Raw genomic sequence first — 21,989 nt, 5'->3', positions numbered from 1 at the left:
GTCGCATGGGCCCGTCCACCGCCACGGTCAAATGCCCGCACTGCGGGAAGACCAACCGTGTGCCGTCCGCAGCGAGCGGCCTGCCCCACTGCGGCAACTGCCACAATTCGCTGCCGTGGATCACCGCCGCCGGTGACGACGACTTTGGTGAGGTCGTCGAGCGCGCCGCAGTACCCGTGCTGGTCGACATGTGGGCCACCTGGTGCGGACCCTGCCGGATGGTGAGTCCGGCGCTGGAGCAGTTGGCCACCGAGCGCGCCGGGAGCATCAAGCTGGTCAAGGTCGATGTCGACGCGGCGCCTGCGCTGGCGCAGCGGTTCCGGGTGCAGGCGGTGCCGACGCTGATGGTCGTGCGTGGCGGCGAGGTGGTGGCCCGCCAGGCGGGGGCCCTCCCGCTGCCGGCCCTGCGCCAGTGGCTGGACGCCAGTGTCGGCAGCGGCGGGGAGGGCTGACCCGCCCGGTCAGCCGTTGCTCTGCGTTCCGAGGAACTCGATCTCGGCGATGGCCACCTGCTTGTTGTCAGGGCCCGGCGACCGGTAGGCGCTGCGCAGGGTGAGGGTGATCTGGCGGACGTTGTCCACCGGTGTCGAGATCTGCTGGACGACGTCGTCCTGCAGGTGCAGGCGGAACAGCGTTTCCCTCCCCTGGGCGTCCCGGACCGTCATGTCGATCTGTTCGGGTCGGTACTCGTTGTAGCGGTCCTGGGGGCGCGGGGAGACGCCGGGAGTGATGCGAACCGCTCGCAGGTTGATGCTCCGGTTGTAGTTCGCCTGCAGGTACTGGCCCGCGGAGTCACCGGTCTGGCCGGTTCCCCACCAGCTGTTCTGGTTTCCGTCGAAGGCCGAGGTCGGGGGATGGCTCGTGTCCGCGGCCGATGCAGCCACCGTCGTGGGCGGGAGCAGGGTTTCGGAGTTGAGCAGGCGCTGGGCCAGCAGGAAAGCCGGGTAGGCGAGGATCGCGAGCGCGAGGAGCGCCGCGAGACCGATCAGCTGTGCCCGGCTGAGCCGGGCGAACCACAGCCGGACGCGCTGCCAGAAGGAGCGTTTCCGGGGGGCCGCGGGAGGCGGACCCGCGCTGAGGTCGACGCCGCAGTTGCGGCAGAACTTGCGGTCGGCGCGGTTGCCGACACCGCAGTTCCAGCAGACGATGCCGCTTTCCTCGTTGGCCACGACGGGCCGCACTTCGGGCCGAGGCGGTTCGGGGCGCCCCGGCAGCACCGGCACCACCTCGTCCTCCTCCCGGCCCGAGAGCGGGACGAGGAGCCGGCGCGCACGTCGCCGCAGGTCCGACTTCTTCGACTCCGAGTCGGCGGGCGTGTCGTCGAAGCCGGCCGTGGTCGACACCGGTGGCGGCGCTGCTGCCGCCGCCGGAGCGGGTGCCGGGGCCGGTGCCGGTGGCGCAGGCGGCTCGGGCGCGGGCTTGGGCTTGGGCTGACGGGCAGCGCGCTCGGCACGGCTGACCTCGTCCCAGTCGACGAAGTCGCCGCACACCTCACAGAACGATTTCCCGCTCCTGGGCCCCTCGTTCCCACAGTTCGGGCAGCGGGGCGCGGGGTTGTTCTCGTCGCTCATACAGGCAACACGTCATTTCCGCCGGTGCCGATCACGTCGATGGCATACGGCATGTGTGCGGGGCTGGCCGCCGCGACCACGGCGTCGAGCCGGACGCGGTTGATGGTGCTCGGGTCCGGTACCCGGACGATGACCCGTAGGTCGGGTTCCCGGCTGCCGGGGAACGGGCCGAGTGGGCGGGCCGACCACGCCGATCCGCCGCTCTCGATGATCTCCGGGGTCACCCCGATCGCCAGCCGCACCGCGGTGGCGAGACCGAATGCGGTGCCACGCCTGCGGTGCATGGTCACGGCACTGGCAATGGCCTCCCGGCGGATCTCCAACGGCTCGTCTCCGTCGAGCTCCGCGCCGATCCACTGGCCCAGCCAGTCGAGGAAGTCCTCCGGCGCGAGCCAGGGGGAGAAATAGGCGTCGAGGCAGTCCAGCACGATCATCAGCGGCCCGAGAACCACGTCGAAGCCGCTCGCGAAACGCAGTCCGAACGAGTCCTCCTGGTAGACCGCGGGGAGCTGGTCTGCCAGCGGGTTCGGGCTGCGAGGGTCGTTGACGTTGGCTCTCATCGGTCCCCGATCACCCGCACCCGAAGGTCGTACGGGAAAAGCAGCGCCACGGGCGCGAGATCGATCCTGTCGGTCTGGTCGGCCCGCCGCCCCGTCAGCGGGTCGGACGGGAACAGCAGCACCTCGTCCACGAGCTCAACGCCCGGCACCCGTTGCAGCGCCGCGAAGAGCTCACCGGCCGCGAGCGGACGCCCGAAGGGCCATCCGTTCCCCTGGGGGCCACCGGTCAGCGGATCCAGGTACTCGTACAAGGCGTCCAACGCGCCGGCCCGCACCATCTGTGAGGAGACCCCGCGGTAGGAGTGCATCGTCGCCTGCACGGATACGCCCTGGTAGAAGGGCGGTCCGACGGACAGTCGCACGCCGAGCGGGCGCCGGTCCTCGAGATAGCGGGTGATGCGCGCAAGGAGCTCGTCGCCGGGGACGAGCTGCTCGAAGCGGAGCCGCCCGCCCACGTCCGGCACGGCCTGGGGGACCACCAGCACCCGCACCGCGTTCTCGTTGCCCGGCTCGCGCACGGTCGGGCAGGCGATCCGGGCGACTTCGGGCGCGGCCCGCTGCGTGAGCTCCTCGTAGTCCCGGGGGGTCACCGCCCGGTCCTGTGCGCGCAAGGTGATCGGTGCGCGGACCTTGGCCTCGTCGATCGTCTCGCCGTCGAGCCCGCCCCGGGCGCCCTCGCGGTTCTCCACGCGAGCGATCGAGGGGATGGAGCTGCTGAGGACCCGGACGGTGCCGCGCGAGACGTTGCCGTCGCGGCCACCACCCGACCGGTAACGGGTGGCGCGCACGACCGCGCCCTTGGGCGGCACCGCCCCGTACTGGCGCATGCTGCCGTCGGGCTCACGGACCGCGGGGCCGAACATGATCTCGCCGGTGGTCGCGTCGAGGCGAACGTGGGGCGAGCGGGAATTCGAGGCCGCGAAGTTGTCGACCACCTCCCAGCGCTGCCACCCCTCGTCGGCCGACACGTCCAGCACCAGGGACGGTTCGCCGATCACCACCGGGGGGTTCGCCAGCTGCATGCGCTGGCCCGGTACACCCTCGGACTCGCCGAGGATCTCGTTGTTGACGTCCTCGGCATGCACCGCGGGTGTCGTGCCGCCGATGGTGAACGCCATCGCGGAGCGCACGGTGGGCGACACCGAGTAGAACGGCTGTCCGACTTTCGGTTCGGTGACCTGACAGCGCAGCCACCCGGCCTCGTCCTGCCCCAGCCGGGAGCGGGTGTGCCCGTCCGGGACGTGCAGGATGACGCGCCCGTAGCGGTTCAGACCGCCGGTCTCGTCCTCGGCCACCTCACACGGCCGCCAGCCGCGCGAGGTGAGCGCCTCCCAGCGCAGCGGAGGCTGGCGCGGGTCGACGCCGACGCCATCGACCCGGCTGTCCAGTTCGAGCACCACCGCGCAGTTCGGAACCGCGACGGACAGCCCGAACAGCAGCATGTCGCCGGGGCGGGGCTCGGCGGAGAACGCGCTCACGTCACGCTCGCCCAGCACCTCTTGCGTCCGGTCTTCCGGAGCGCCGCCGGAGACCTGGCGCACCACCCGCTGCAGCTCGCACGGTGGGATGGGCAGCGCCTCCTCGGTGACGAAACCGATCGGAGCGTCGTTGTCGGAGCGATCCGTGCTGACCTCGGTGCCCGGGGGGATCACCACGGTCTCCGGCTGCGGGGCCGACAGCCAGAACGTCACGTCGACACGCGCCGCTGCGGGTGCGAAGAGGGTGATTCCCAGCAGGTCGAGGAAGGCCAGGTAGTTCTTGTCCGGTACGCGGTTCAGGCGGTACACGAGCTGGTCTGCCATGTAGGCGACGGCCTCGATCAGGGTCACCCCGGGGTCGGACACGTTGTGGTCGGACCATTCGGGGCAGCGCTGCTGAATGTAGCGCTTGGCGTCGTCCACGAACTGCTGGAAACGGCGGTCGTCGAGGTTCGGCGCGGGCAGGGGCATTAAAGGTCGCTCTCGTTGGGAGGTATGACGTAGTACGGGAAGACCAGGTTGCGAGGGTTGTTCGTGCCGCGGATCTCGTACTGGATCTCGATGAGGAGCGTCGCCGTGTCCTCCTCGTCGGCGGTGACGACAACGTCGAGCACCTCGATGCGCGGCTCCCAGCGGTCGAGTGCGGTCATGACCTCGAACCGCACGCGGCCGGCGGTGGTCGGGTTCATCGGGTCGAAGGCCAGGTCGTGCACACCACAGCCGAACTCCGGCCGCATGGGTCGCTCTCCCGGCGCGGTGGAGAGGATCAGCCTGATCGCTTCCTCGATCTCGCGCTCGCCCGTGGCGAGAGAGATGCCGCCGGAGGCCTTGGTGTGCATGGGGAACGCCCAGCCCGCACCGATGAATGCCTGGCTGGTCATGCTGGGACCGCCGCTGTCGCGTGTCCGCCGCTCATATGACCGGCACCCCGTTCGCGGTGACGATGCCGACAAGAGTGATGTCCGGGGCCCCGACCTGCACCGCACTCCCTGCGTCGATGGCGATCGGCCCGACCGATTTGATGGTCGTGATGCCCACCGACTCGGTGGTGAGCACGCCGGTGGCGTTCAGTCCGATCTCGGCTCCAGCGGTGATGTTGACCGCGCCACCGGCGCCGATCGTCACCGCGCCACCACCCTTGAGAGCGAGGTCGCCGCCCGCCTCGATGCTGACGTTCAGCGCCCCGGTGATGCTCACCGCACCCTTGCTGTCCACAGTGATCGTGGTCTTCGTCTGGTCGAGGTACATCGAGAGGAGACCGTCGCCGGTGCGCATCCGGATCCCCATCTTGCCTCTCGTCCGAGCGTCGAGAAGCTCGATCATGTGCTTCTCGCGGGAGGCGATGCTGCGCCAGTTCACCTTGCCGACCGTGTCCACCGGATCCATCCGATCGGGATCCTTGGTGGGCTCGTCCTTGCCGTTGTAGAGGCCGGCGATCACGTAGGGGTGCTCCAGCGAGCCGCGGTCGAATCCGACCAGCACTTCGTCGTCGGGCGCAGGCGTCATCAAACCTCCGCCGCCCACACCACCGAGCTGGGCCACCCGGCACCAATCGCTCTCGTACTTGTCTGACAGCCAGGGGAATTTCAGCTTGACCCGTCCTTTCTTGTCCGGGTCCTGCGTGTTGGTCACGGTCGCGTTGGCCAGCCCGGGGATCACCGGCGTGGTCGACGCCGCTCCCGAGGCGAGCCCGTAGAGGCTGCGGATCTGACGGCCGCTCACCTCCACCCATGTCAGGTACTGCTGCCCGGTCTCGAAGACGTGCCGGGCCGCGGTGACGGTGTATTGGCCCTCGAACGGTTCACCTGCGCCTTTGAGGGCCACCGGGACGCCGGGGCCGAGCTCCGGGGTGCCGGTGACCGCCACCTCCATCTCGGCGAAGGAACTGGAGACGTCGTCGGCGAGCCCCTTGGACGCGGTCGTGACCTCGGGCTGCGTGGTGTAGGGGATGTCCGTTCCGGTGATCGTGGCCTGTCCGAACTTCTTGATGACCTCGCCCGGTGTCACGCCGATCTTCGCGCCGTCGGTCGTCGTTGCGGGCGACTGCTTGGTGAGCGCGGTCTTGTTCTTCTCGTCCCAGCCGCGGACTTCCGCCGTGTTCACCTGGCCGGCCGACGTCACCCCGACGCGGCAGCGCAACGCGTTGGCTCCGAACTCCAGCACGAAGGGGCTTTTCTCCGACGAGGTGGTGTCAGGTGGCGCGCCGGACGCAGGCGGCCGCTTCGTGAACTGGAGCTTGCCGTCGCGGTCGACGTACACGTAGACGTCGTTCTCCATGGCCAGCCGGGTCATGAAGTCCCAGTCGGTGATGTTGGGCTGGGTCGCCTGCTCGTACTGGGTCTTGGTCGGGTCGATCGTGCCGGTCTTCACGTTGTTGGTCTTCGCGATCTTCTGGACGATCGCTGAGGCCGTCATCTTCTTGTAGCTCTCGACCCGGCGGTTCCTCTGCAGCCGGTGGGCCGCGTCGTAGCCGCGGACCCGGAGCGTCCGGCCGGCCCGGTCCGCGTCCACCTCCATCGCGGTGATGTCACCGGTGATCAGCGGCTTCTTCGACTGCGTGCCATCCGCGATGACCGACATCTCGACGGTCGTCCCGATTGCCAGCTGCGGGAAGTTCTTGGTCACGTCGCTGTACGGGTCGGAGAAGGTGAGCTCGAACGCGGAAGGAAGGTTCATGCTGCTGTCCGTCCAGCCGGACGTCATCAGCTGCGCCAGCTGATCCGGCATTTTCGCGCCGTTCAGCTTCACCTGGAGAATGTTGGTGTAGATCTTCTGGCTCATTCGCCCACCTCCTCGGCGGCGGGCAGCAGGAGTTCCCGTCCCGGTCTCAACCGCATGGGATCATCGATGTTGTTCGCCCGCGCGATCGCCCGCCACACGGTGGGGTCGCCGTACTCGTTCCAGGCCAGCGACGCCAGTGAATCCCCGACCACCACCGAATGCACCCGGTTCGCGCTGAGCGCCCCGGATGTCGGGTTCTGGCCCTTGGTCGGCTGAGGAACCTCCTGGAGCGCCAGCTGGCACCGCGCACGGTTGGGCGTGCCGTCGGGGCTGAACCTCGTGAACGACACGTTGACGCTCGTCATGATCGCCGTGAACTGGGCTGCCTTGAGCGACCCCCAGGACAGCTTGACCCACGGCGGTGACGGGCGCTTGCTGTTCACACTCTGTGGGTCCACCTCACAGCAGGACATCAGCAGGTCGACATTCTTCGCGACGTCACCGCCGGTGATCGCGCCGAACGTGCCTCCGTCGAGGATGACCTCGATGTTCATCGTGGCCGGCTGGGCGCCGTGGAACTCAGGCGTGGGGCCGCGGTCGAAGGTCACCGCCGTCTGTGCGCTCCACGAGGCGGACCGGGACATCTGTACCTGGCCCGGGTTGTACTCGAAGTCGACATCGGCGATCTTCGAGCCCAGTGCGCCACCCGCCGATGCGGGCGGGCGGAAGATCGACAGCGAGGCGTGTGAGACCGCGAAGCTGCCGAGGCCCGGCACCGATCCCGCGATGTTCTGCCCGGCGCTCTTGAGCTTGCTTCCAATGCCGCTGGTCATGGGTCAGAACGGTCCGGTGAAGCCGTGGTAGGCGAGTTCCAGGGTCTCTGTCGCCACTCCTGGACTGGACGAGTCGAAATGCGGCCCGTCCCAACTCACGGGTGTCACCTGGTTGAGCCCCCACGAGCAGACCTCGGATCCGTCGGGGCGCAGCGCGGTGATCTCCGCGGTCGGTCGCAGGAAGCCGACGGCCACGGAGGCCTCCATCCACTGGTTGGCCTTGTTCGAGTCCTCGTTGATCGGCCGGGACAACCGGATGTTGCTGTAGTTGAGGCGCGTCGCGAAATGCCAGGTGAAGGAGTTGTTGCCGCCCTCTTCGTGCTGTTCTGCCGGCGCCTGCACGGAAAATCCCTCGCAGGTGTTGAACAGCCCGAGGTCCAGCCCGTCGATCGACAGGCGATAGAAGACTGTCGAGCCGGGATCCTTAGGTGCAGACATTCGTCCTTCTCCTGGTACTAGTGGTCACGCAACCGGCCGTTGCGTTCACGGTCCATCCGCAGTTCTGCCTTCAGCAGACGCGAGAGCGGGCCGATGAGCTGGCGAGCCAGTTCGTCCAGCTCCTGGCGACTCGCGGCAGCGGACGGCAGGGCGCGGCCCGTCGGGGCCGCGCCCTGTTGCTGCTGCTCGGTCTGGGGCGGTGGCGCTGTGCCCGGCAGAGCCCGGCGTTGAACGGCCGCGTTCGAACTGCTCGTCGACGGGGTGGAGGGCCGTGCGGCCGAGCGGTTGGCCGCCGAAATCCCCATGGCGCTCCGCTGCACCGTGGCGGCCTCATCTCGTCTCCGGCTCGGGACGGGAACAGGCAGCGGGGCCGGGTAGCTCCGCGGTGTCAGGGCTACCGCCGCGGATTCCGTGGTCGAGGCTCCCGCCGCCGGGGACCGCTGCACTGCGGCGGTCGGCGCCACACCGCCGGGCTCGGCAATGCCGGGCCCGGCGGCGCTCCCCTGGGGAGCGGTGGAACCGGGCAGCACGCCGGGCGGGTTCGGCAGGCCCGGCAGTGGGAGTCCGCCCGCCGCCGATCCCGTCGGCGGCGAGTCCGTGCCGGTGCCCGACGGCGTGGCTGCTGTCCCTACTGCCGGAGTGGGACCGGCGTTGGTGGATGCGGTGGGGGTCGACGTGCCGGTGCGGCGCCGGAGCTGCACCGCCGGCGGCGAGGCCTGCGGTGCGGCCGATCCCACCGTGCCCGGCGTCGGTGCCGGATCCGGAGCCCCGCTCATCGAGGATTCGGCCAGGCCCAGCACCGAGATGCCACGCAACGGTGCCAGCTCCGTCCGGGACGGTGGGGAAGCCGTCGACGAGCCTTCGGGCAACTCGGAGGTGGTCGAGTTCTCCATCGCCCGTTGAACCGCGGTCGACGCCGACAGCCCCGTCGCCGCCGCGCCGAGGCGCGACATCGACGCTCCGCTTGCGGAGGTCAGCGGCGTGACAGCGCTCGAGACGTGCCCCAGGCCGTCGGACCGGGCCGACGACGGGCCGGTCGCTCCGCTGCCCGGTGGTGCGGATCGGACAGGGCCGGCCACGGCCGCGTGCGTGCTGCGTCGGACTGCGGTGCCGGCCGGTGTGCTCGATGGCGACGTCGAAACGTGTGCTGTGCTGCGTTGCACGGCGGAGGCGGGCGGTGTGGCGGGTGACGCGGTAGTGGCACCCGGTGTGCTGCGTTGCACGGTGGCACCGCCGCCCGTGCCGGGTGCCGCGGGTGGCGGAGCCGCGGTGCCCGACGTGGCGGTTCGTGCGTCGTCACCGGGCGTCGCGACCGGCGAATGCCTGACCGTCCTGCCGGGAGCGGCAACCGGGAGGCCCGACGTGTCCGAGTCGGCCAGGCGCTGCACGTTCGTGCCGGATGACGACGCGAGTGGAGCGCCCTGAGCGGACGCCGAGGCCCCGGGCTGTGGCGCCTCGCGGTTTGCCCCCGAGGACTGCGGCGTGAGCGGCGTCGCGGAGGCGATCGGCCGGGTACCCGTCGTCGCCGCGCCTGCAGCGGTCGACGACGAGGGTGCGGTGCTGGAGGGATGGGAGGTATCCGCGGCACCCGCCGCCGGGCCCGCTGTGGAGGGGCTCGTGCCCGTTGCCGAGCGGGTCGACGGTGGTGTCGTGGCTCGTGCCGGTGAGGCGGCTGCGCGTTGCACCGTGGTTCCCGACCCGGACCCCGGCGACGCGGTTGCGGAGGTCGGAGTGGTCGAGGGGGACCACGGTGCGGTCTGTCGGCTTTCCGTGGTGCTGCCGGTTCCGGCGGGCCGGGTAGCCGACTGGGAGCTAGCCGACTGGGAGCTAGCCGACTGGGAGCTAGCCGACTGGGAGCTAGCCGACTGGGAGCTAGCCGACTGGGAGCTGGCCGGCGGGGTGAGGGCCGACGACGTTGTTGCCGCCGGATCGGATGCTGCCGGATTGGTGGCCCTAGGACTGGTTGCCGTCGGATCGGTGGGTGCGGGGGTAGTGGCCGCCGGGGTGGTGGCGGTCAGGGGCGGCGCCGCGGAGGTGAGGGGCCGGCGCTGCATCGCCGCGGGTCCGCCCGGCGGTGATGCGGCCGACGTGCTGGTGGTCGATGTGGTCGATCCACCGGAGGAGGTCGACGTGCTGGACCTCGTCGACTCGCTGGACGCGCCGGACGTGCTCGACGCGCTGCCGGTGGACGAACCGCCGGACGTGGCCCGCCCACCGGACGTGCTCGGCGGGGTCGACGAGCTTGCCGGGCGCGGCGTTGCCGAGTTGCTGCTCGGCGTCATGCCCGGCGTGGCTGGACCGGTAGGGGAGGTGGGCGAGTGACCGGGTGCCGCCGAGCGGTCCGGCCCTGGTGTGGCCGGGGTCGTGGCACCGGCGGCCGTGCGTTGCACGGTGGCGCTCCCGGTCACCGGGGTCGAGGCCGTCCTGGGGGTGCCTGCAGGGGCGATGGTCGGCTGACCCTCGGCGGTGGTCCCGGTCGCGGGCGACGGCGCGGTAGCCGGTGGGGTCGTGGTGGTCAGGGGTGGCGCCGCCGAGGTCAGGGGCCGGCGCTGCACCGCAGTCGGCTCGCCGGAACGCGATGCGGCCGACGAGGTCGACGTCGTGGAAGACGTGGGCGACCCGCTCGCGCTCGACGTTCCTGATGAGGCCGACGTACCTGATGAGGCCGACGTACCTGGTGAGGCCGACGTACCTGGTGAGGCCGACGTACCTGGTGAGGCCGACGTACCTGATGAGGCCGATGTACCCGACGACGTCGACGGCGAGTTCGACGTACTCGACGAGGTGGACGATGTACTCGACGAGGTGGACGACGTCGACGTGGCCGAAGGTGACCCCGACCGGGACGCGGTCGACGCCGGCGAGCTCGTCGGGGACGGGCGGGTCGTGCTGGGCGCGGCCTGGTCGGGGGCGGGTCGTGACGGGTCGCCCGGCGCTGCCGAACGGCTCGAGGGCGATGTCGTGGGAGTTCCGATCGCGCGCTGCACGGTGGTGCTCGGCAAAGACACGGGTGACGGCGCCGCGGCCCCGGACGTCGAGGTCGAGGTCGAGGTCGAGGTCGCGGACGGGGAGGTCGGTCGGCCCTCGGTCGTGCTACCGGATGCCGCGGACGGGGCGGACGCCGGCGGCGCGGTGGTGGTCAGGGGTGGTGCCGCCGAGGTGAGGGGTCGGCGCTGCACCGCAGCAGGGTCACCCGCGTGCGACGGGGTCGCCGCGCCGGACAGGGAAGCGGCCGACGGGGAGCTAGCGGATGTGGCCGATGCGCCGGTTCCGGATGTGCTGGATGTGGGTGTGGCCGATCGGGAGCCGGCCGAAGGGGTGCCAGTGGTTGTGGCCGAGGGTGAGGCGCCGGTTCCGGATGCGCTGGACGTGGGTGTGGCCGATCGGGGGCCGGTCGAGGGGGAGGCGCCGGTTCCGGATGTGCCCGAACTGGACGTGGCCGAGTGGGAGGCACCGGATCCGGATGTGCCTGATGTGGACGTGGCCGGTCGGGGGGCGGCCGATGGTGAGCTCGCGGACGTGGCCGATGTGGCAGGCCCGGATGTGCCCGATGTGGACCTGGCCGATGGGGAGGCGGCCGACGAAGAGCTCACGGATGCGGATGTCCCCGGCCGCGAGGTGGTCGACGGGGAGGCGACCGATCGGGAGATGACGGGCGGGGAAGAGGCCGACGGCGTGGTGCCCGGCGTGGTGGTCGACGGCGAGGTCGGGGAGGTCGCGGATGTGGAGGTCCGGCGTGAGGCCGACGTGGGTGTGGCCGTTGAACTGGGGTTCGGCGTGGTCTGGCCTGTGGGGGAGCTGAGCGGCCTGCCGGGCGCCGCCAACCGGGTCTCGGACGGTACCGGAGGCGCGAGGGGGGCGGCGGCCTCGCGTTGCACGGTCGTCTCGGACGTGCCCGGCGTCGGGGTTGCCGGGGCGCCGGCCGTCAGGGGAGGAGCCGCGGACGTGAGGGGTCGGCGCTGCACCGCGCCGGGCTCACCTGAGCTCGACGTGGGCGCGGACGCAGCGGAGGAGGTGGCATTGCCTGCCGAGGCCGGCGTCTGCGATTCCTTCGCCGTTGCCGTGGAGGCCTCATGGACCGGTTGTGCTGCGGGCGCGCGCTGCACCGTGGACGAACCCGATGCCGTGGCGGGGGACGTCTGGCTTCCCCCGTCACTGGATGTTGTGCGCGGCCCGCGGCCTAGTTCGGCGTCCGGTGGTGTGACGGGTACGGCGGGCACCTGTGACGCGCCGGCTGGGGAGCGGAACGTCTGCGTCGGAGGTGTCGGAGCCGAGGCCCCGGTGGCAGTGCGCTGCACGTGGGTGTCGGGCGGGCCGCCCGTTGCCGTCGGCGAGATGGGCGGTCCGATCCGTGACCGGCGCCGGACCGTCCGGAGCGGCTGGCTGTCCGGATGGTTCTCGCTCCGCGATGCGGGCGGGGCAGGGGTCGGTGTCGGGGACGATTCCCCTCCTGGAGCCCCGGTCGTGCTGGTGAGCGGTGCGCCGAGTCCGACGGGTCGCTGTCCGGACGGGGTGGACGTGCGCTGGACCGTCGTGTCGTCGCTGCGGGACGGCTCCGAAGCGGTCGGGGTTACAGCCGCCGGTGTCGAGGACACGTCCGGCGCGGGCTGGGAGGAGAGAACTGCCGGAGTGGCTCGTCGTTGCAGGACCGGAGCCTGTCCGTCGATCGACGCGTGCGGCGGAGAGGGGGCGCTCTGCGTCGAGCGGCTCGGCTGGTCCGGGGGCGAGTTCGCAGGACCACCGACCGGACGCGGTGGCGGGGTGGCCGCCGCCTCGGGGGAGGCCGCAGTCGGGTTCGAATGTGCAGGCCGGGGAGGGGGTGTAACCGCTGCCAACCGTCGGACGGGGGCCTGCGGGGCGGCCGAGGTCATCCGACCGGGTCTCGTCGTGCGTTGCACCCTCACCACAGGGTGCTCGGGCTCCGGTGCCGGCTCGGCCGCCCGGGATTCGACCGGCAGCGGCGGCATGTCCAGGTCGAGCGGTTGCGGCTGCCCGATCCGCGTGAAGAGCAAGCCGTGCATCACCCCGCTCGGCGCGTCCGCACTCACGTTGTGACCAAGGTCGCTGCTGGACATCCGCGGATCCGCGAAGGTCGCGGGACCCCTCACACCGGTGTCGCTGACGCGCTGGGGAGCGGCCACGACCCGTTGTATGGGCCCGACGCTCTTCCATTCGGACGGCGGAGCGACCGGTGGCGCGGCCGGCGTCGCCGGCCGCGCCGAAGCCGGCCGTGGCCGGCGGAAGCGTGAAAATAGGTCCATCGATTACTGGCTTTCCTCGATCCGGCGCACGAGGGCGCTCGCCTCGGCCACGTACCGTCGGCGGTCGTGGTGCTCGAGATCCAAGACGTCCTCCAAGCGCCAGTGAAAGTAAAAGGCCAGGTACGCAATCTCCTCATGAATACGAGGAGTTGCGTACGTCACGATTCCCCCAGGCGGCTCCCACCGAGCTCCACGTCGAAGGGCTGTTCACAGTGCGGACAGACCACCGATGCGCGCGTGTGGCCTTCCGCGTTGACCTGCCGGTAGAAGTCCTGCAGGAATGCCAGATCGGCGGCGAACATCTTCTCGACGATCTGGTCGTTCGCGGGCCCGAGTGTGCCCAGTTCGGTGATCACCCGCCCGAGAAGCACCACCGAGAGGTACGCCGGGTTCTCCTTGACCCTTATGTCCCGCAACGGCAGCAGTTCATCACGAGCCGTGGCCAACCGCATCTTTCCTCGACGATGCAGGGTGCCCGACTCGTCGATGTAGCCCCGGGGCAGTTCGAACTCGAACTCGGTACGCAGGGCCTCTCGCTGCGGCAGTGCATCGAGAGGCTCCGGCTCCGGTACCAGGGGTGGGGGCTCCAGCGTGGAAGGAGCAGAACGGATTCGCTGGCCGCCTCGACGCATATCAGCTGTTCTGGATGTTCATTGTTTCCCAGTTGATCTCGATGTCCTGGGTGAACGGTGACGTGCTGCCGGCTTCCCCGCCCGTGGTCGTCACGCTGCTGACCCAGGCGTTCGTCAGGTTGAACCGCATCTTTTCCTGTCCCGTGTAGTCGTTCACCACGAGGGACACGTTCTTGCGGGCCGTGTCCATATTGCCGGCCATTGCGTCGTCGACCCACTGCGAGAACTGGCTGGCATTGTCATCGAGACCACGGGTGACGGTGACCGTGCCGCCGTCCGGAGCGCCGGGCATCTTCTTGCGGAGCGGCTTTCCCTGCTGGTCGACCTGCTGGTACTCGACGACGCCCAGCGAGTACTTCATCTCCCCGATCTTGTTGATCGGCTCCTGGATTCCGTCGATGTCGACGGTGAACTGATGAGCAACATACGCGTCGCCCGGCTGGAGAGTCATGAGCGGCTCCTTGGAGATCTACCTGTGAGAACTGGGTGAGCGAGGGGGGATCGGGCTGCTGTCACTCGGTGAGCTCGCCGCCGCCCTCGGAGTACTGGGAGAGCCGGAAGACCACGAACTCGGCGGGCTTCACCGGCGCGACTCCGATCTCGCACACCACTCGGCCCTGGTCGACCGACTCGACGGGGTTGGTCTCCTCGTCACACTTGACGTAGAACGCGTTCTGCGGCTGGTTGCCGAACAGCGCTCCGCTGCGCCACTCCTGGAGCAGGAACGCCGTGACGTTGCGCCGGATCCGGGCCCACAGCGATCGGTCGTTCGGCTCGAAGACAACCCACTGGGTGCCGTCGAGGATCGACTCCTCGAGGTAGTTGAAGTAGCGGCGGACGTTGAGGTAGCGCCAGGCCGGGTCCGAGGAGAGGGTGCGGGCGCCCCAGACGCGGACACCGCGGCCGGGGAAGACCCGGATGCAGTTGATGCCGACCGGGTTGAGCAGGCCCTGCTCGCCACGGGTGATCTGCGTGCCGAGGTCGATGGCGCCGCGCACCACCTCGTTGGCCGGAGCCTTGTGGACGCCGCGCTGGGCGTCGGTGCGTGCCCACACACCCGCCATGTGACCGCTCGGCGGGACCAGCCTCGGCTGTCCGCTGGCCGGGTCGAACACCCTGATCCAGGGGTAGTAGAGCGCGGAGTGAGCGGAGTCGTAGGCCGCGGTCACCTGGCGCCAGTCGAGGATGTCCTTGGCCTTCATCGCCGGCGGCGGGTCGAGGATGGCCATCCGATCGCCCATCTGCTCGCAGTGCGAGATCATGGCGAGCTGGATGGCCTTCAGCCCGTCCATGTCCAGGGCACCGCGCTCGTAGGCCGCCATCGCGTCGGGCACGGCCACCATGGTGATCTCGTCGATCTCCTCGAGCCCGCCGAGCCCGGTGCGGTCGTCCGTGTCGCCCATGAAGTGGCCGGAGTTGAACTTGACCGGAGCGTCAGCGTCACCACCCCGGGTGGAGACGACCGCGGACGGGGAGCTGATGGTGACCGTCTGGTTGGCGGGCCGGCTCAGCTGCCCGGCCGGGATCGCCTCCTCCACGGTGACCAGCTTCGAGTTCTGCCGCACCTGGTTGACGACGTAGTTGCGGTTCCCCTTGCGCGCCGAGACGTCGAACGACTCGAGCGTGTTGTCGCCTTCCTTGATGGTCAGCGTGAAGCGGTCCTCGGGGACGTCCCCGGCGCTGTCGGTGACCTCTGCCGTGAGCTGTCCTCCGCCGTTGCGGGGCAGCGCGGAGATCCGGAACGGGCCGAGCGCGGCGGGCTCGGCCGCAGGCACAGCGGCCGCGGCGCGCGGCCGGGGCTCGCTCCCGTTCTCCCCGTCGTCGGGTCCACTGCCGACTCGGACGACATAACAAATCGAGCCGCCGTTGTTGAGGTACCCGTACACGGCGTGGGCGAGATAGCAGCCCTCCGCGAACTCACCGAACTGGGCCACGTACGACGACCAGTTCGGAATCAGCACCGGTGTGTTGAGCGGGCCAGTGGGGGCAAAACCGACAAAGGCGGCCACCGACGTGCCCACACCCTGGATGGGGCGTGAGCCGCTGGGAACCTCCTCGACGTAGACGCCGGGGGACAGGTAAGTAGGCATACAGGAGATTCCCTCGTACCGGAGATGGGCTGACCGAACAGACTTTTATTCGAATCCTGGGCTGCCTGCTCACGGCCGTGAAGGTCCGCTCGACTCTGGGAACGGGCATCCAGTCTGACCGATGGCTTCCCACGAGTACATGTCCGTTCGGGCGGAGAGTCTGCCCTCAGCGCTGCCCTTTTGACCCAAGATCTGGCCCTGGGTGCTTCCTAGACTTGTTCAGTGAGTGTATGGACCTCTCTGGAGCCGACAACCGGCACTGTCGCTCCAGGGGCAGTCGCGGCGACGTTCACGCTCCGGGTGCGCAATGGCGGCGACACCGTAGAGGAGTACCAGCTCAGCCTGGTCGGGTCGTTGAGCCGCTGGAGTCAGATCTCCCCGGAGAAGCTGCGGCTCTTCCCGGCTGACGAGGGCAGCGTGACCATCACCATCAAGGTGCCCCGAACATCGGAGGCCCTCGCAGGGCCGACTCCTTTCGGTGTCCGGGTGGTGCCCCGCGAGCACCCCGAGCTGTCCGACGTCGCCGAAGGCACCATCACCGTCACCCCCTTCGGGGAACTGCGTGCCGAGATGAACCCCGTGACCGTGCGCGGACGTCTCTCCGCGTTGCTGCGCTTCACCGTCAACAACCGGGGCAATGCGCCGCTCGAGATCCGGCTGGTCGGCAAGGACGACGAGGGCAAACTCGTCTTCGACGGGCGGGAGCCGTCGACGCAGGTGCCGGCCGGGGTTGTCGGGACGCCGGTGCTGAGGATCCGTCCCCGTCGGCGACGGCTCACCGGGAAGCCGCAGCGCTACCCGTTCGCGGTGACCGTGACGCCGCCCGAGGCGGCGGTGGCGACCGGGGCGAAACCGGCGCTGCTGCGGGGTACGTACATCCAGCAGGGGCTGGTGCCCAAATGGTTGTTGTTCCTCATCCCGTTGCTCCTGCTCGCCGGGCTCCTCGCAGGGCTGTTGTATCTGCCGTTCACGAACCTGCAGTCCCGCTTGTTCCCGGCGTTGAACCTCCCGTCCTTGCAGCTGCCATCCGTGTCGGTACCTCAGCTGCCGGGCGGCGGCGTTCAGGCCACCTTCCAGCAGCAGCCCCCGCCCCCACCTCAGCAACAACAGCAACAGCAGCAGCAAGGACAGCAGCAGCGACAGCAGCGGGGATCAGGCACCGGTCTGGGCCAGGGAACCAACGTGCTGATCAGCCACTCCGAGCTGGCGCTGACGGTGCTCGGCAATGAGCGTGGCGGCCCGCCACTGGCCGTGTCGAGCCCCCTGAACCCGCAGCAGCAGAACGTGAACCAGCAGAACCAGAACCAGCAGAACCAGGGTCAGAACAACCAGAACCAGAACAACCAGAACCAGCAGCAGCAACTGCAACAGCTGCGGCGCCTGCAGACATGGAGCCTGGTGCGCCTTCAGGACGGCTCCACGGCGATCCTCCCGGCGGCGGCGGACAACTTCGTGCTCCAGCAGCCCAACAGCAACAACAACTCGCAGCTCAGCCTGCAGGACCTCAGCGGTGGGCAACAGCTGTTGAAGAACCAGGTGTGGATCCTGCGTCCCGCAGGCAGCAACAACGTCGTGACCATCGTCAACTCGCAGACCGGGGCCTGCATGACCGATATGGGCAACGGGCAGCCCGTGCAGGCGTCGACATGTCAGAGCCAGCTCGCCCCGGCGCAGGAGTGGCAGCTCACCGCCGCGTCCTGACCAGGGGTCCGTCCGGACCGAGTAGGGAGAGTCCACATGCGTGCGGAAGCGAACGGCGCGGCGGAGCGCGAAGCCCGTGACGCCGCCCGCGTCAGGCCCACGGCGCGTTCCCCGAAGGCGGAGCCGGGCGCACACCCCGTCTCCTCCCGGATGCTCGCGCTGCAGCGCCTCGCCGGAAACGCGGCGGTCACACGGTGGCTCGCTGCCGGCGAGGCGCGCGACGACGAGGCCGACGTGGCGGGGTCGGCGGTTGAGCACTCGGCGGAGCCGCAGCCGGTGCAGCGGTCGTCGGTGCACGACGTGCTGGCCTCGCCGGGTCGTCCACTCGATCCGGGCGTGCGGCGGAACATGGAGTCCGCGTTCGGAACGGACTTCGGAGATGTCCGGTTGCTCAACGACGGAGCCGCGCAGAAGTCGGCGCGGGAGATGAGTTCGATCGCCTACACCTCGGGCAACAAGATCGTGTCGGCCGGAAAACTCGACGACCACACCCTCGCCCACGAGTTGGCCCACGTCGTCCAGCAACGACAGGGTCCGGTGGCCGGCACCGACAACGGCGACGGACTGCGGGTGAGCCACCCCGACGACCGGTTCGAGCGGGAGGCCGAAGCAACCGCGCGGTCGATCACGGCGAATCGTCACCGTCACGGATGACGGCGGTGCCGGGCAGGGCGCTCCCCGCCCGGCACCAGCGGCTCACCAGACGACCCGGCCCATCTTCTGGTACTCGCGTTGGGCCCCGAGCAGCGCGTCGGCGTCGGAGATGGGCTCCCCGCGACCTGCGGCGACGTAGGCAGCCGTGATCGCAGCGCTGCGGATCCCGCCGCCCGACAACTCGTACCGTTCCCCGAGTGCCTCCAGGTCCAGACCCGGCATGCACGGTGCGTGCGCCAGGCACTGACGCCACAGCTCCGTGCGCAACGCCGGATCAGGAAAGGGGAAGTCCACGACGAGGTCGAGCCGGCGTGTGAATGCTTCGTCGATGTTGGCCCGCAGGTTCGTGGTGAGCACGGCGACGCCGTCGAACGACTCCAGTCGCTGGAGGAGGAAGGCGCTCTCCAGGTTGGCGTAACGGTCGTGGGAGTCCTTCACCTCCGAGCGCTTGCCGAAGATGGCGTCGGCCTCGTCGAACAGCAGCACCGAGTCGGTGCGGTCGGCCTCGGCGAAGATGCGTTCGAGGTTCTTCTCGGTCTCGCCGATGTACTTGTCGACCACAGAGGACAGATCCACCACGTAGAGCGCGACGCCCAACTCGCCGGCCACCACCTCGGCCGACAGCGTCTTCCCCGTACCCGAGTCGCCGGCGAAGAGGGCCGCCACTCCTCGCCCGCGCCCGCCGCCGGGACGCAGCCGCCAGTCGCGCAGCACCCGGTCGCGCTGTCTGGCGCGCAGCACCAGCTCGCGCAACTGCTGTAGCGGCTCCTCGGGAAGCACCAGGTCCGTCCAGCCGACCTCGGGATTCACCTGACGGGCGTGCTGGCTGAGCAACGGCGCCGACTGCTGGCGCGCGCCGTGCTGGATGTGAACGGTGCTCACCGGCGCGGTGTCGAGTGCCGCCAGCGCACGAGCGGACCGGACGGCCCGGCGAACGTGGTCGCGGCCGAGCCGGAACGGCGCGACCGTGGCGGCGAGATCGGGCACGTCTGCGTCCTCGCCCAACTCGTCGGCCCAGTGCTGCACCGACGCCAGGTCGCCGGGCGGGACATCGAGTGACAACGCGACCGCGGCCGTCGCCCATTGTGGATCGAACGGCCTGGCATCGACCAGGACCACCGGGACCCCGACGTCCTCCAGCGCGCGCAGGATGCGGTTCGGGTGTTCCGGCAGTGGGCTGATGACGAGCGCCGCGCCACGCAACCGGGCTTCCCGCACCAGAACCGGGATCACGTCGGAGGCCTGGGTGGCGTCCGTGGCGGGCGGCAGGTCGCAGCGCAGGACGGTGTGTCCGAAATGCTGCAGCGCGTCCACCGCCACGGCCGCGCCGGTGGCAGGACGCCGTTCGCGCAGGTGCACGACGACCGGGGCCGTGGTGAGCAGCCGCCCCAGCCGGACCTCGAACGAGTCCGCCGCCGGTTCGACCCCCTCCGCGGGCGGCGGTGGCTGGGTCACGGTGTCGAGCAGCCCTTCGTCCAGCACGTCGTCGCCGAGCAGGTGGGCGACGACCCGCTCGGGAACGCGCAGCGTCCGGCCGGGCAGTGGCCGCTCCCGGTCGTCCTCCACGGTCAGCAGGCCGCCGCGTACGAGCGGCCCGGCAGGGTGGACGCGGGCGCGGGCGAACCTGTGGTGCGGGCCCAGCCCGACGAGCTCCAGAGCAACGGAGACGGTCGCCCGGCGTCGTGAGACATCGTCGTTGAGGAACGCGTAGAGGGGCTCGAACCGACGGTCGACGTCCGGGGCGAGCGCGGTCAGAAGGATGTGCAGGTCCAGCACCGACAGGGCGAATCGGGAGATCAGCGTGCTCAACCGGTCTTCAGGCGCGTCGGTGGGCTCCATCGCGGCGTCGTACCCGTCGTCGTGGTCGCCGTCCGCGACCTCGCTGCCGGGCGGGGGCCGGTGTGCCCACTGCAGTGCAACCTCCGGGGAGAGGTACAGCCCGCGCAGGGGGTCGTTGGTGGCGGCCTCGCCCACACTGCGCTGCCGGACGAGACCTGCGGCCCGGGCGTGCAGCAGGTCCACCCGATGCAGCAGCGGGACGGCTGGATCGGCGGTGGTCACGGCGTGCGATCGCGGTAGTTGCGCGTCGCCGAATCGACGACCGAGCCGGCGGGTTCGCGCACCTCGACGGTCTGTTCGACAACCGGCGGTCCGACCGGGTACTCGGGAGAGGCGATGAACGGTGCGACCACGACGACGTCGAGCGACGGTTTCAGCTCGCCCCCGAGGGCGGACCACAGATCGGCGAGCGAGCGCGACTCGGGGGGCGGCACCGCGACCGTCATCGGAATCGACAGGTTGAGGTCCCGGAGTGCTCCGGTCAGGTCCTCGGCCGGGAGGATCTCGTGTTGCAGCAGCAGGATGAGCAGCGCGGAGAGCAGGCGATGCTCGTCCTCCGGCCGGGTCGTCCACGCCGTCACGAGGTAGGAGAGCCGGAACCAGCGTGGTGGCTGCCGCCTGCCCACGACCCGGCCGTCCTCGTCGCGGACCGGGACCGGGCCCCGCTCGCGCCGGCCGACCTCCTCGCGGATGTCGTAGAGGTAGACGTTGACGGTCGGTGAGTTCCGCCGGGCCGCCCAGTTCCTGGTGGGCGCGGCGAACTCGATGTCGGTGATCACGCCCGGCAGGGCACGTGTTCCGATCAGGGACCGGAGCGCGTCGTCGATCTCGTGGATCACTGCCCGGTCTCCTGAAGCGTGTCAGGTGCTTCTAGTCGAGTTGTCTCGATGGTGCGGAGCATCAGATGTAGCCCTCGCGGAGGGCATAGGCCACCGCGTGAGCCCGGTTGCGCAACTGCAGGCGGGACATCACCCCGTAGAGCACGTTCTTGATGGTGCGCTCCGAGTAGGCGAGCTTCTCCGCGATCTGGTGGGTGTCCAGGCCGTCGGCGACGAGCCTGAGCACGTCGATCTCTCGTGGTGCCAGACCGACAGGCGGTGCCGTCGACGGCGAGTGCGGCGCGGTCCGCTGCGATCGGCCGACATGGGCGATCAGCTGTCCGAGCAGATCGGGAGGAAGCTTGGAGTCGCCACGCGCGGCCGAGCGGACCGCTCCGATCAGCCGGCTCTGGGTGGCCTCGGCGCGCCACACGATGGTGCGCACCCCGCACTCCAACACGGCCATCAGCTCCGGTTCCCGCAATTGATCGGTGACCAACACCACGCGTCGACCTGATTCCCGGGTCAATCGGCGCAGTTCGACGACGGCGGGTTCGTCGACCCGGTGGGTCAGCACGATGGCCACCGAGTCACCGTTGGGCGGGGTGGACGGATCGACCACTTCCAAGGCGGGCTGATGCCGAAGATGGCTGACTGCGCCGGCTTGTGCCAATGGATCCGCGGAATGCACGGTCACCGTGATGTGAGGGGCCATGTTGTTTCCCGATGCCTATTGTTTCAGCTGCCGGCCTTCGAGCCGTTGGGGGCGGCAGCGAACCAGGTGCCGCCCACTCCCTGTCCTGTCGCCTGGCCGGGAACCTGGTCCTGGCTGTAGCGGTAGAGCGGCCATCCGCCGAGGGTTACCTGCTGTGTGCCATCCGGGCGCTGAATAGCGCCGAGCGCATTCGCGTTCAGATTGCGGAAGCTGATCGTGTTCTTCGTCAGCACCGGGGGCCAGGTGACGGCGCATTGGCCCGTGCAATTCGACCTCGACGGGTTGGGGGTGTCCTTGTCGAATCGGTAGAGCGTGAAACCCTGACCGTCGACCACCACGTTGCCGAGGCTGCCGTTCTGGCCCACTTGGAGCGTCGTGGGCCAGTAGCCCCCCTCTGAGCTGCGCTGTCCGAGCGATGTCGAACCCTGGGAGCTACCGCCCCCGGACGTGTCCGAGCCCTGGCCGGACTGGATCGGTGCGGGAGCAACGGGTGCCGCGGGCAGGGCCGGTGCCACTGCCGGCGGAGGCGCGGTCTGCACCAGGCCACAGGAAGTCAGCGCAACGGCACTCAACGTGACCAATCCCAGTTTGATGCGCAGGCTTGTGTGCACTCGACTTGCCTTTCGGACGGATTCGGCGGGCTCGGCTGGGCGGGATGGTCGACGGATGCACGGGCCG

General features: G+C 69.8%; 23 protein-coding genes. 7 read left to right on the top strand and 16 right to left on the bottom strand.

What is annotated here, in order from left to right; all coding sequences use genetic code 11:
* Nucleotides 1-5 precede the first annotated feature (5 nt).
* On the top strand, nucleotides 6-452 hold the full coding sequence (gene trxA / locus MMF94_RS10265; RefSeq protein WP_241036101.1) for a thioredoxin: 447 nt from the start codon (nucleotides 6-8) through the stop codon (nucleotides 450-452).
* Between the two features lie 9 nt (nucleotides 453-461).
* Here trxA and MMF94_RS10260 read toward each other — a convergent pair whose 3' ends face one another.
* From MMF94_RS10260 to MMF94_RS10225, 8 genes are read right to left on the bottom strand one after another with little or no spacing between them, the layout of a single operon-like run.
* On the bottom strand, nucleotides 462-1,571 hold the full coding sequence (locus tag MMF94_RS10260; RefSeq protein ID WP_241036100.1) for an NADase-type glycan-binding domain-containing protein: 1,110 nt from the start codon (nucleotides 1,569-1,571) through the stop codon (nucleotides 462-464).
* The gene (locus MMF94_RS10255; protein WP_241036099.1) at nucleotides 1,568-2,131 is read right to left on the bottom strand and encodes a phage tail protein; all 564 of its coding nucleotides are present in this window, start codon (nucleotides 2,129-2,131) and stop codon (nucleotides 1,568-1,570) included. Before MMF94_RS10255 ends, MMF94_RS10260 begins: the two co-directional genes overlap by 4 nt.
* Complete coding sequence (locus MMF94_RS10250; RefSeq protein ID WP_241036098.1) at nucleotides 2,128-4,080, bottom strand: putative baseplate assembly protein; 1,953 nt, start codon at nucleotides 4,078-4,080, stop codon at nucleotides 2,128-2,130. Before MMF94_RS10250 ends, MMF94_RS10255 begins: the two co-directional genes overlap by 4 nt.
* Nucleotides 4,080-4,490: a GPW/gp25 family protein gene (locus tag MMF94_RS10245; RefSeq protein ID WP_241036097.1), complete on the bottom strand. Its 411-nt coding sequence runs from the start codon at nucleotides 4,488-4,490 to the stop codon at nucleotides 4,080-4,082. Before MMF94_RS10245 ends, MMF94_RS10250 begins: the two co-directional genes overlap by 1 nt.
* 31 nt (nucleotides 4,491-4,521) lie before the next feature.
* Nucleotides 4,522-6,390, bottom strand: coding sequence for a VgrG-related protein (locus MMF94_RS10240; protein WP_241036096.1), 1,869 nt, complete (start codon nucleotides 6,388-6,390; stop codon nucleotides 4,522-4,524).
* The gene (locus tag MMF94_RS10235; RefSeq protein ID WP_241036095.1) at nucleotides 6,387-7,163 is read right to left on the bottom strand and encodes a CIS tube protein; all 777 of its coding nucleotides are present in this window, start codon (nucleotides 7,161-7,163) and stop codon (nucleotides 6,387-6,389) included. The genes MMF94_RS10240 and MMF94_RS10235 overlap by 4 nt, the downstream gene beginning before the upstream one ends.
* A 3-nt stretch (nucleotides 7,164-7,166) precedes the next feature.
* Entirely contained in the window at nucleotides 7,167-7,601 is a 435-nt protein-coding gene (locus tag MMF94_RS10230) for a phage tail protein (RefSeq protein WP_241036094.1), read from the bottom strand.
* A 17-nt stretch (nucleotides 7,602-7,618) separates the two neighbouring features.
* Nucleotides 7,619-7,906 (bottom strand): hypothetical protein, encoded by a 288-nt coding sequence (locus tag MMF94_RS10225; RefSeq protein WP_241036093.1) that lies wholly within the window; start codon nucleotides 7,904-7,906, stop codon nucleotides 7,619-7,621.
* A 106-nt stretch (nucleotides 7,907-8,012) separates the two neighbouring features.
* Here MMF94_RS10225 and MMF94_RS10220 point away from each other — a divergent pair, with 106 nt between their 5' ends.
* From MMF94_RS10220 to MMF94_RS10205, 4 genes are all read left to right on the top strand, one after another.
* Entirely contained in the window at nucleotides 8,013-8,504 is a 492-nt protein-coding gene (locus MMF94_RS10220; protein WP_241036092.1) for a hypothetical protein, read from the top strand.
* Nucleotides 8,505-8,582: 78 nt separating this feature from the next.
* A complete protein-coding gene (locus tag MMF94_RS10215) occupies nucleotides 8,583-9,026 on the top strand; it encodes a hypothetical protein (protein WP_241036091.1) in 444 nt (147 codons plus the stop codon).
* Between the two features lie 57 nt (nucleotides 9,027-9,083).
* Nucleotides 9,084-9,923, top strand: a complete 840-nt coding sequence (locus MMF94_RS10210; RefSeq protein ID WP_241036090.1) for a hypothetical protein — start codon at nucleotides 9,084-9,086, stop codon at nucleotides 9,921-9,923.
* Nucleotides 9,924-10,067: 144 nt separating this feature from the next.
* Nucleotides 10,068-12,656 carry a hypothetical protein gene (locus MMF94_RS10205; RefSeq protein ID WP_241036089.1) on the top strand — a complete coding sequence of 863 codons (2,589 nt, stop codon included), beginning with the start codon at nucleotides 10,068-10,070 and terminating at the stop codon, nucleotides 12,654-12,656.
* Nucleotides 12,657-12,865: 209 nt separating this feature from the next.
* On the opposite strand, the gene MMF94_RS43555 is transcribed toward MMF94_RS10205, so the two are convergent.
* From MMF94_RS43555 to MMF94_RS10190, 4 genes are all read right to left on the bottom strand, one after another.
* Nucleotides 12,866-13,024: a DUF6760 family protein gene (locus MMF94_RS43555; protein ID WP_338104185.1), complete on the bottom strand. Its 159-nt coding sequence runs from the start codon at nucleotides 13,022-13,024 to the stop codon at nucleotides 12,866-12,868.
* A complete protein-coding gene (locus tag MMF94_RS10200; protein WP_241036088.1) occupies nucleotides 13,021-13,494 on the bottom strand; it encodes a hypothetical protein in 474 nt (157 codons plus the stop codon). Before MMF94_RS10200 ends, MMF94_RS43555 begins: the two co-directional genes overlap by 4 nt.
* 1 nt (nucleotide 13,495) lies before the next feature.
* Nucleotides 13,496-13,945 carry a phage tail protein gene (locus MMF94_RS10195; protein ID WP_241036087.1) on the bottom strand — a complete coding sequence of 150 codons (450 nt, stop codon included), beginning with the start codon at nucleotides 13,943-13,945 and terminating at the stop codon, nucleotides 13,496-13,498.
* A 61-nt stretch (nucleotides 13,946-14,006) separates the two neighbouring features.
* Nucleotides 14,007-15,584: a phage tail sheath family protein gene (locus MMF94_RS10190; protein WP_241036086.1), complete on the bottom strand. Its 1,578-nt coding sequence runs from the start codon at nucleotides 15,582-15,584 to the stop codon at nucleotides 14,007-14,009.
* 222 nt (nucleotides 15,585-15,806) lie between these two features.
* On the opposite strand from MMF94_RS10190, the gene MMF94_RS10185 reads away from it, so the two are divergent.
* Both MMF94_RS10185 and MMF94_RS10180 read left to right on the top strand, forming a co-directional pair.
* Nucleotides 15,807-17,285 (top strand): hypothetical protein, encoded by a 1,479-nt coding sequence (locus MMF94_RS10185; RefSeq protein WP_241036085.1) that lies wholly within the window; start codon nucleotides 15,807-15,809, stop codon nucleotides 17,283-17,285.
* 36 nt (nucleotides 17,286-17,321) lie between these two features.
* Nucleotides 17,322-17,939 (top strand): eCIS core domain-containing protein, encoded by a 618-nt coding sequence (locus MMF94_RS10180; RefSeq protein ID WP_241036084.1) that lies wholly within the window; start codon nucleotides 17,322-17,324, stop codon nucleotides 17,937-17,939.
* Between the two features lie 42 nt (nucleotides 17,940-17,981).
* On the opposite strand, the gene MMF94_RS10175 is transcribed toward MMF94_RS10180, so the two are convergent.
* The 4 genes from MMF94_RS10175 to MMF94_RS10160 form a co-directional block, all read right to left on the bottom strand.
* Nucleotides 17,982-20,000, bottom strand: coding sequence for an AAA family ATPase (locus MMF94_RS10175; protein WP_241036083.1), 2,019 nt, complete (start codon nucleotides 19,998-20,000; stop codon nucleotides 17,982-17,984).
* Nucleotides 19,997-20,617, bottom strand: a complete 621-nt coding sequence (locus MMF94_RS10170; RefSeq protein WP_241036082.1) for a Pvc16 family protein — start codon at nucleotides 20,615-20,617, stop codon at nucleotides 19,997-19,999. Before MMF94_RS10170 ends, MMF94_RS10175 begins: the two co-directional genes overlap by 4 nt.
* Before the next feature lie 61 nt (nucleotides 20,618-20,678).
* Nucleotides 20,679-21,182, bottom strand: coding sequence for a helix-turn-helix transcriptional regulator (locus MMF94_RS10165; protein WP_241036081.1), 504 nt, complete (start codon nucleotides 21,180-21,182; stop codon nucleotides 20,679-20,681).
* Between the two features lie 152 nt (nucleotides 21,183-21,334).
* The gene (locus MMF94_RS10160) at nucleotides 21,335-21,676 is read right to left on the bottom strand and encodes a COG4315 family predicted lipoprotein (protein ID WP_241036080.1); all 342 of its coding nucleotides are present in this window, start codon (nucleotides 21,674-21,676) and stop codon (nucleotides 21,335-21,337) included.
* Between the last annotated feature and the right edge of the window lie 313 nt (nucleotides 21,677-21,989).

This window comes from Pseudonocardia alaniniphila (genome assembly GCF_022524485.1).
In the GTDB taxonomy this organism is placed as follows: Bacteria; Actinomycetota; Actinomycetes; order Mycobacteriales; family Pseudonocardiaceae; genus Pseudonocardia; species Pseudonocardia alaniniphila.
Note: the sequence above shows the minus strand (reverse complement) of the source record. Positions and strands in the feature narration are given on the sequence as shown.

Coding starts and splice junctions, on each gene's coding strand:
- trxA (WP_241036101.1), top strand. CDS start 6: ATGGGCCCGTCCACCGCCACGGTCAAATGCCCGCACTGCGGGAAGACC.
- MMF94_RS10260 (WP_241036100.1), bottom strand. CDS start 1,571: ATGAGCGACGAGAACAACCCCGCGCCCCGCTGCCCGAACTGTGGGAAC.
- MMF94_RS10255 (WP_241036099.1), bottom strand. CDS start 2,131: ATGAGAGCCAACGTCAACGACCCTCGCAGCCCGAACCCGCTGGCAGAC.
- MMF94_RS10250 (WP_241036098.1), bottom strand. CDS start 4,080: ATGCCCCTGCCCGCGCCGAACCTCGACGACCGCCGTTTCCAGCAGTTC.
- MMF94_RS10245 (WP_241036097.1), bottom strand. CDS start 4,490: ATGACCAGCCAGGCATTCATCGGTGCGGGCTGGGCGTTCCCCATGCAC.
- MMF94_RS10240 (WP_241036096.1), bottom strand. CDS start 6,390: ATGAGCCAGAAGATCTACACCAACATTCTCCAGGTGAAGCTGAACGGC.
- MMF94_RS10235 (WP_241036095.1), bottom strand. CDS start 7,163: ATGACCAGCGGCATTGGAAGCAAGCTCAAGAGCGCCGGGCAGAACATC.
- MMF94_RS10230 (WP_241036094.1), bottom strand. CDS start 7,601: ATGTCTGCACCTAAGGATCCCGGCTCGACAGTCTTCTATCGCCTGTCG.
- MMF94_RS10225 (WP_241036093.1), bottom strand. CDS start 7,906: ATGGGGATTTCGGCGGCCAACCGCTCGGCCGCACGGCCCTCCACCCCG.
- MMF94_RS10200 (WP_241036088.1), bottom strand. CDS start 13,494: ATGCGTCGAGGCGGCCAGCGAATCCGTTCTGCTCCTTCCACGCTGGAG.
- MMF94_RS10195 (WP_241036087.1), bottom strand. CDS start 13,945: ATGACTCTCCAGCCGGGCGACGCGTATGTTGCTCATCAGTTCACCGTC.
- MMF94_RS10190 (WP_241036086.1), bottom strand. CDS start 15,584: ATGCCTACTTACCTGTCCCCCGGCGTCTACGTCGAGGAGGTTCCCAGC.
- MMF94_RS10180 (WP_241036084.1), top strand. CDS start 17,322: ATGCGTGCGGAAGCGAACGGCGCGGCGGAGCGCGAAGCCCGTGACGCC.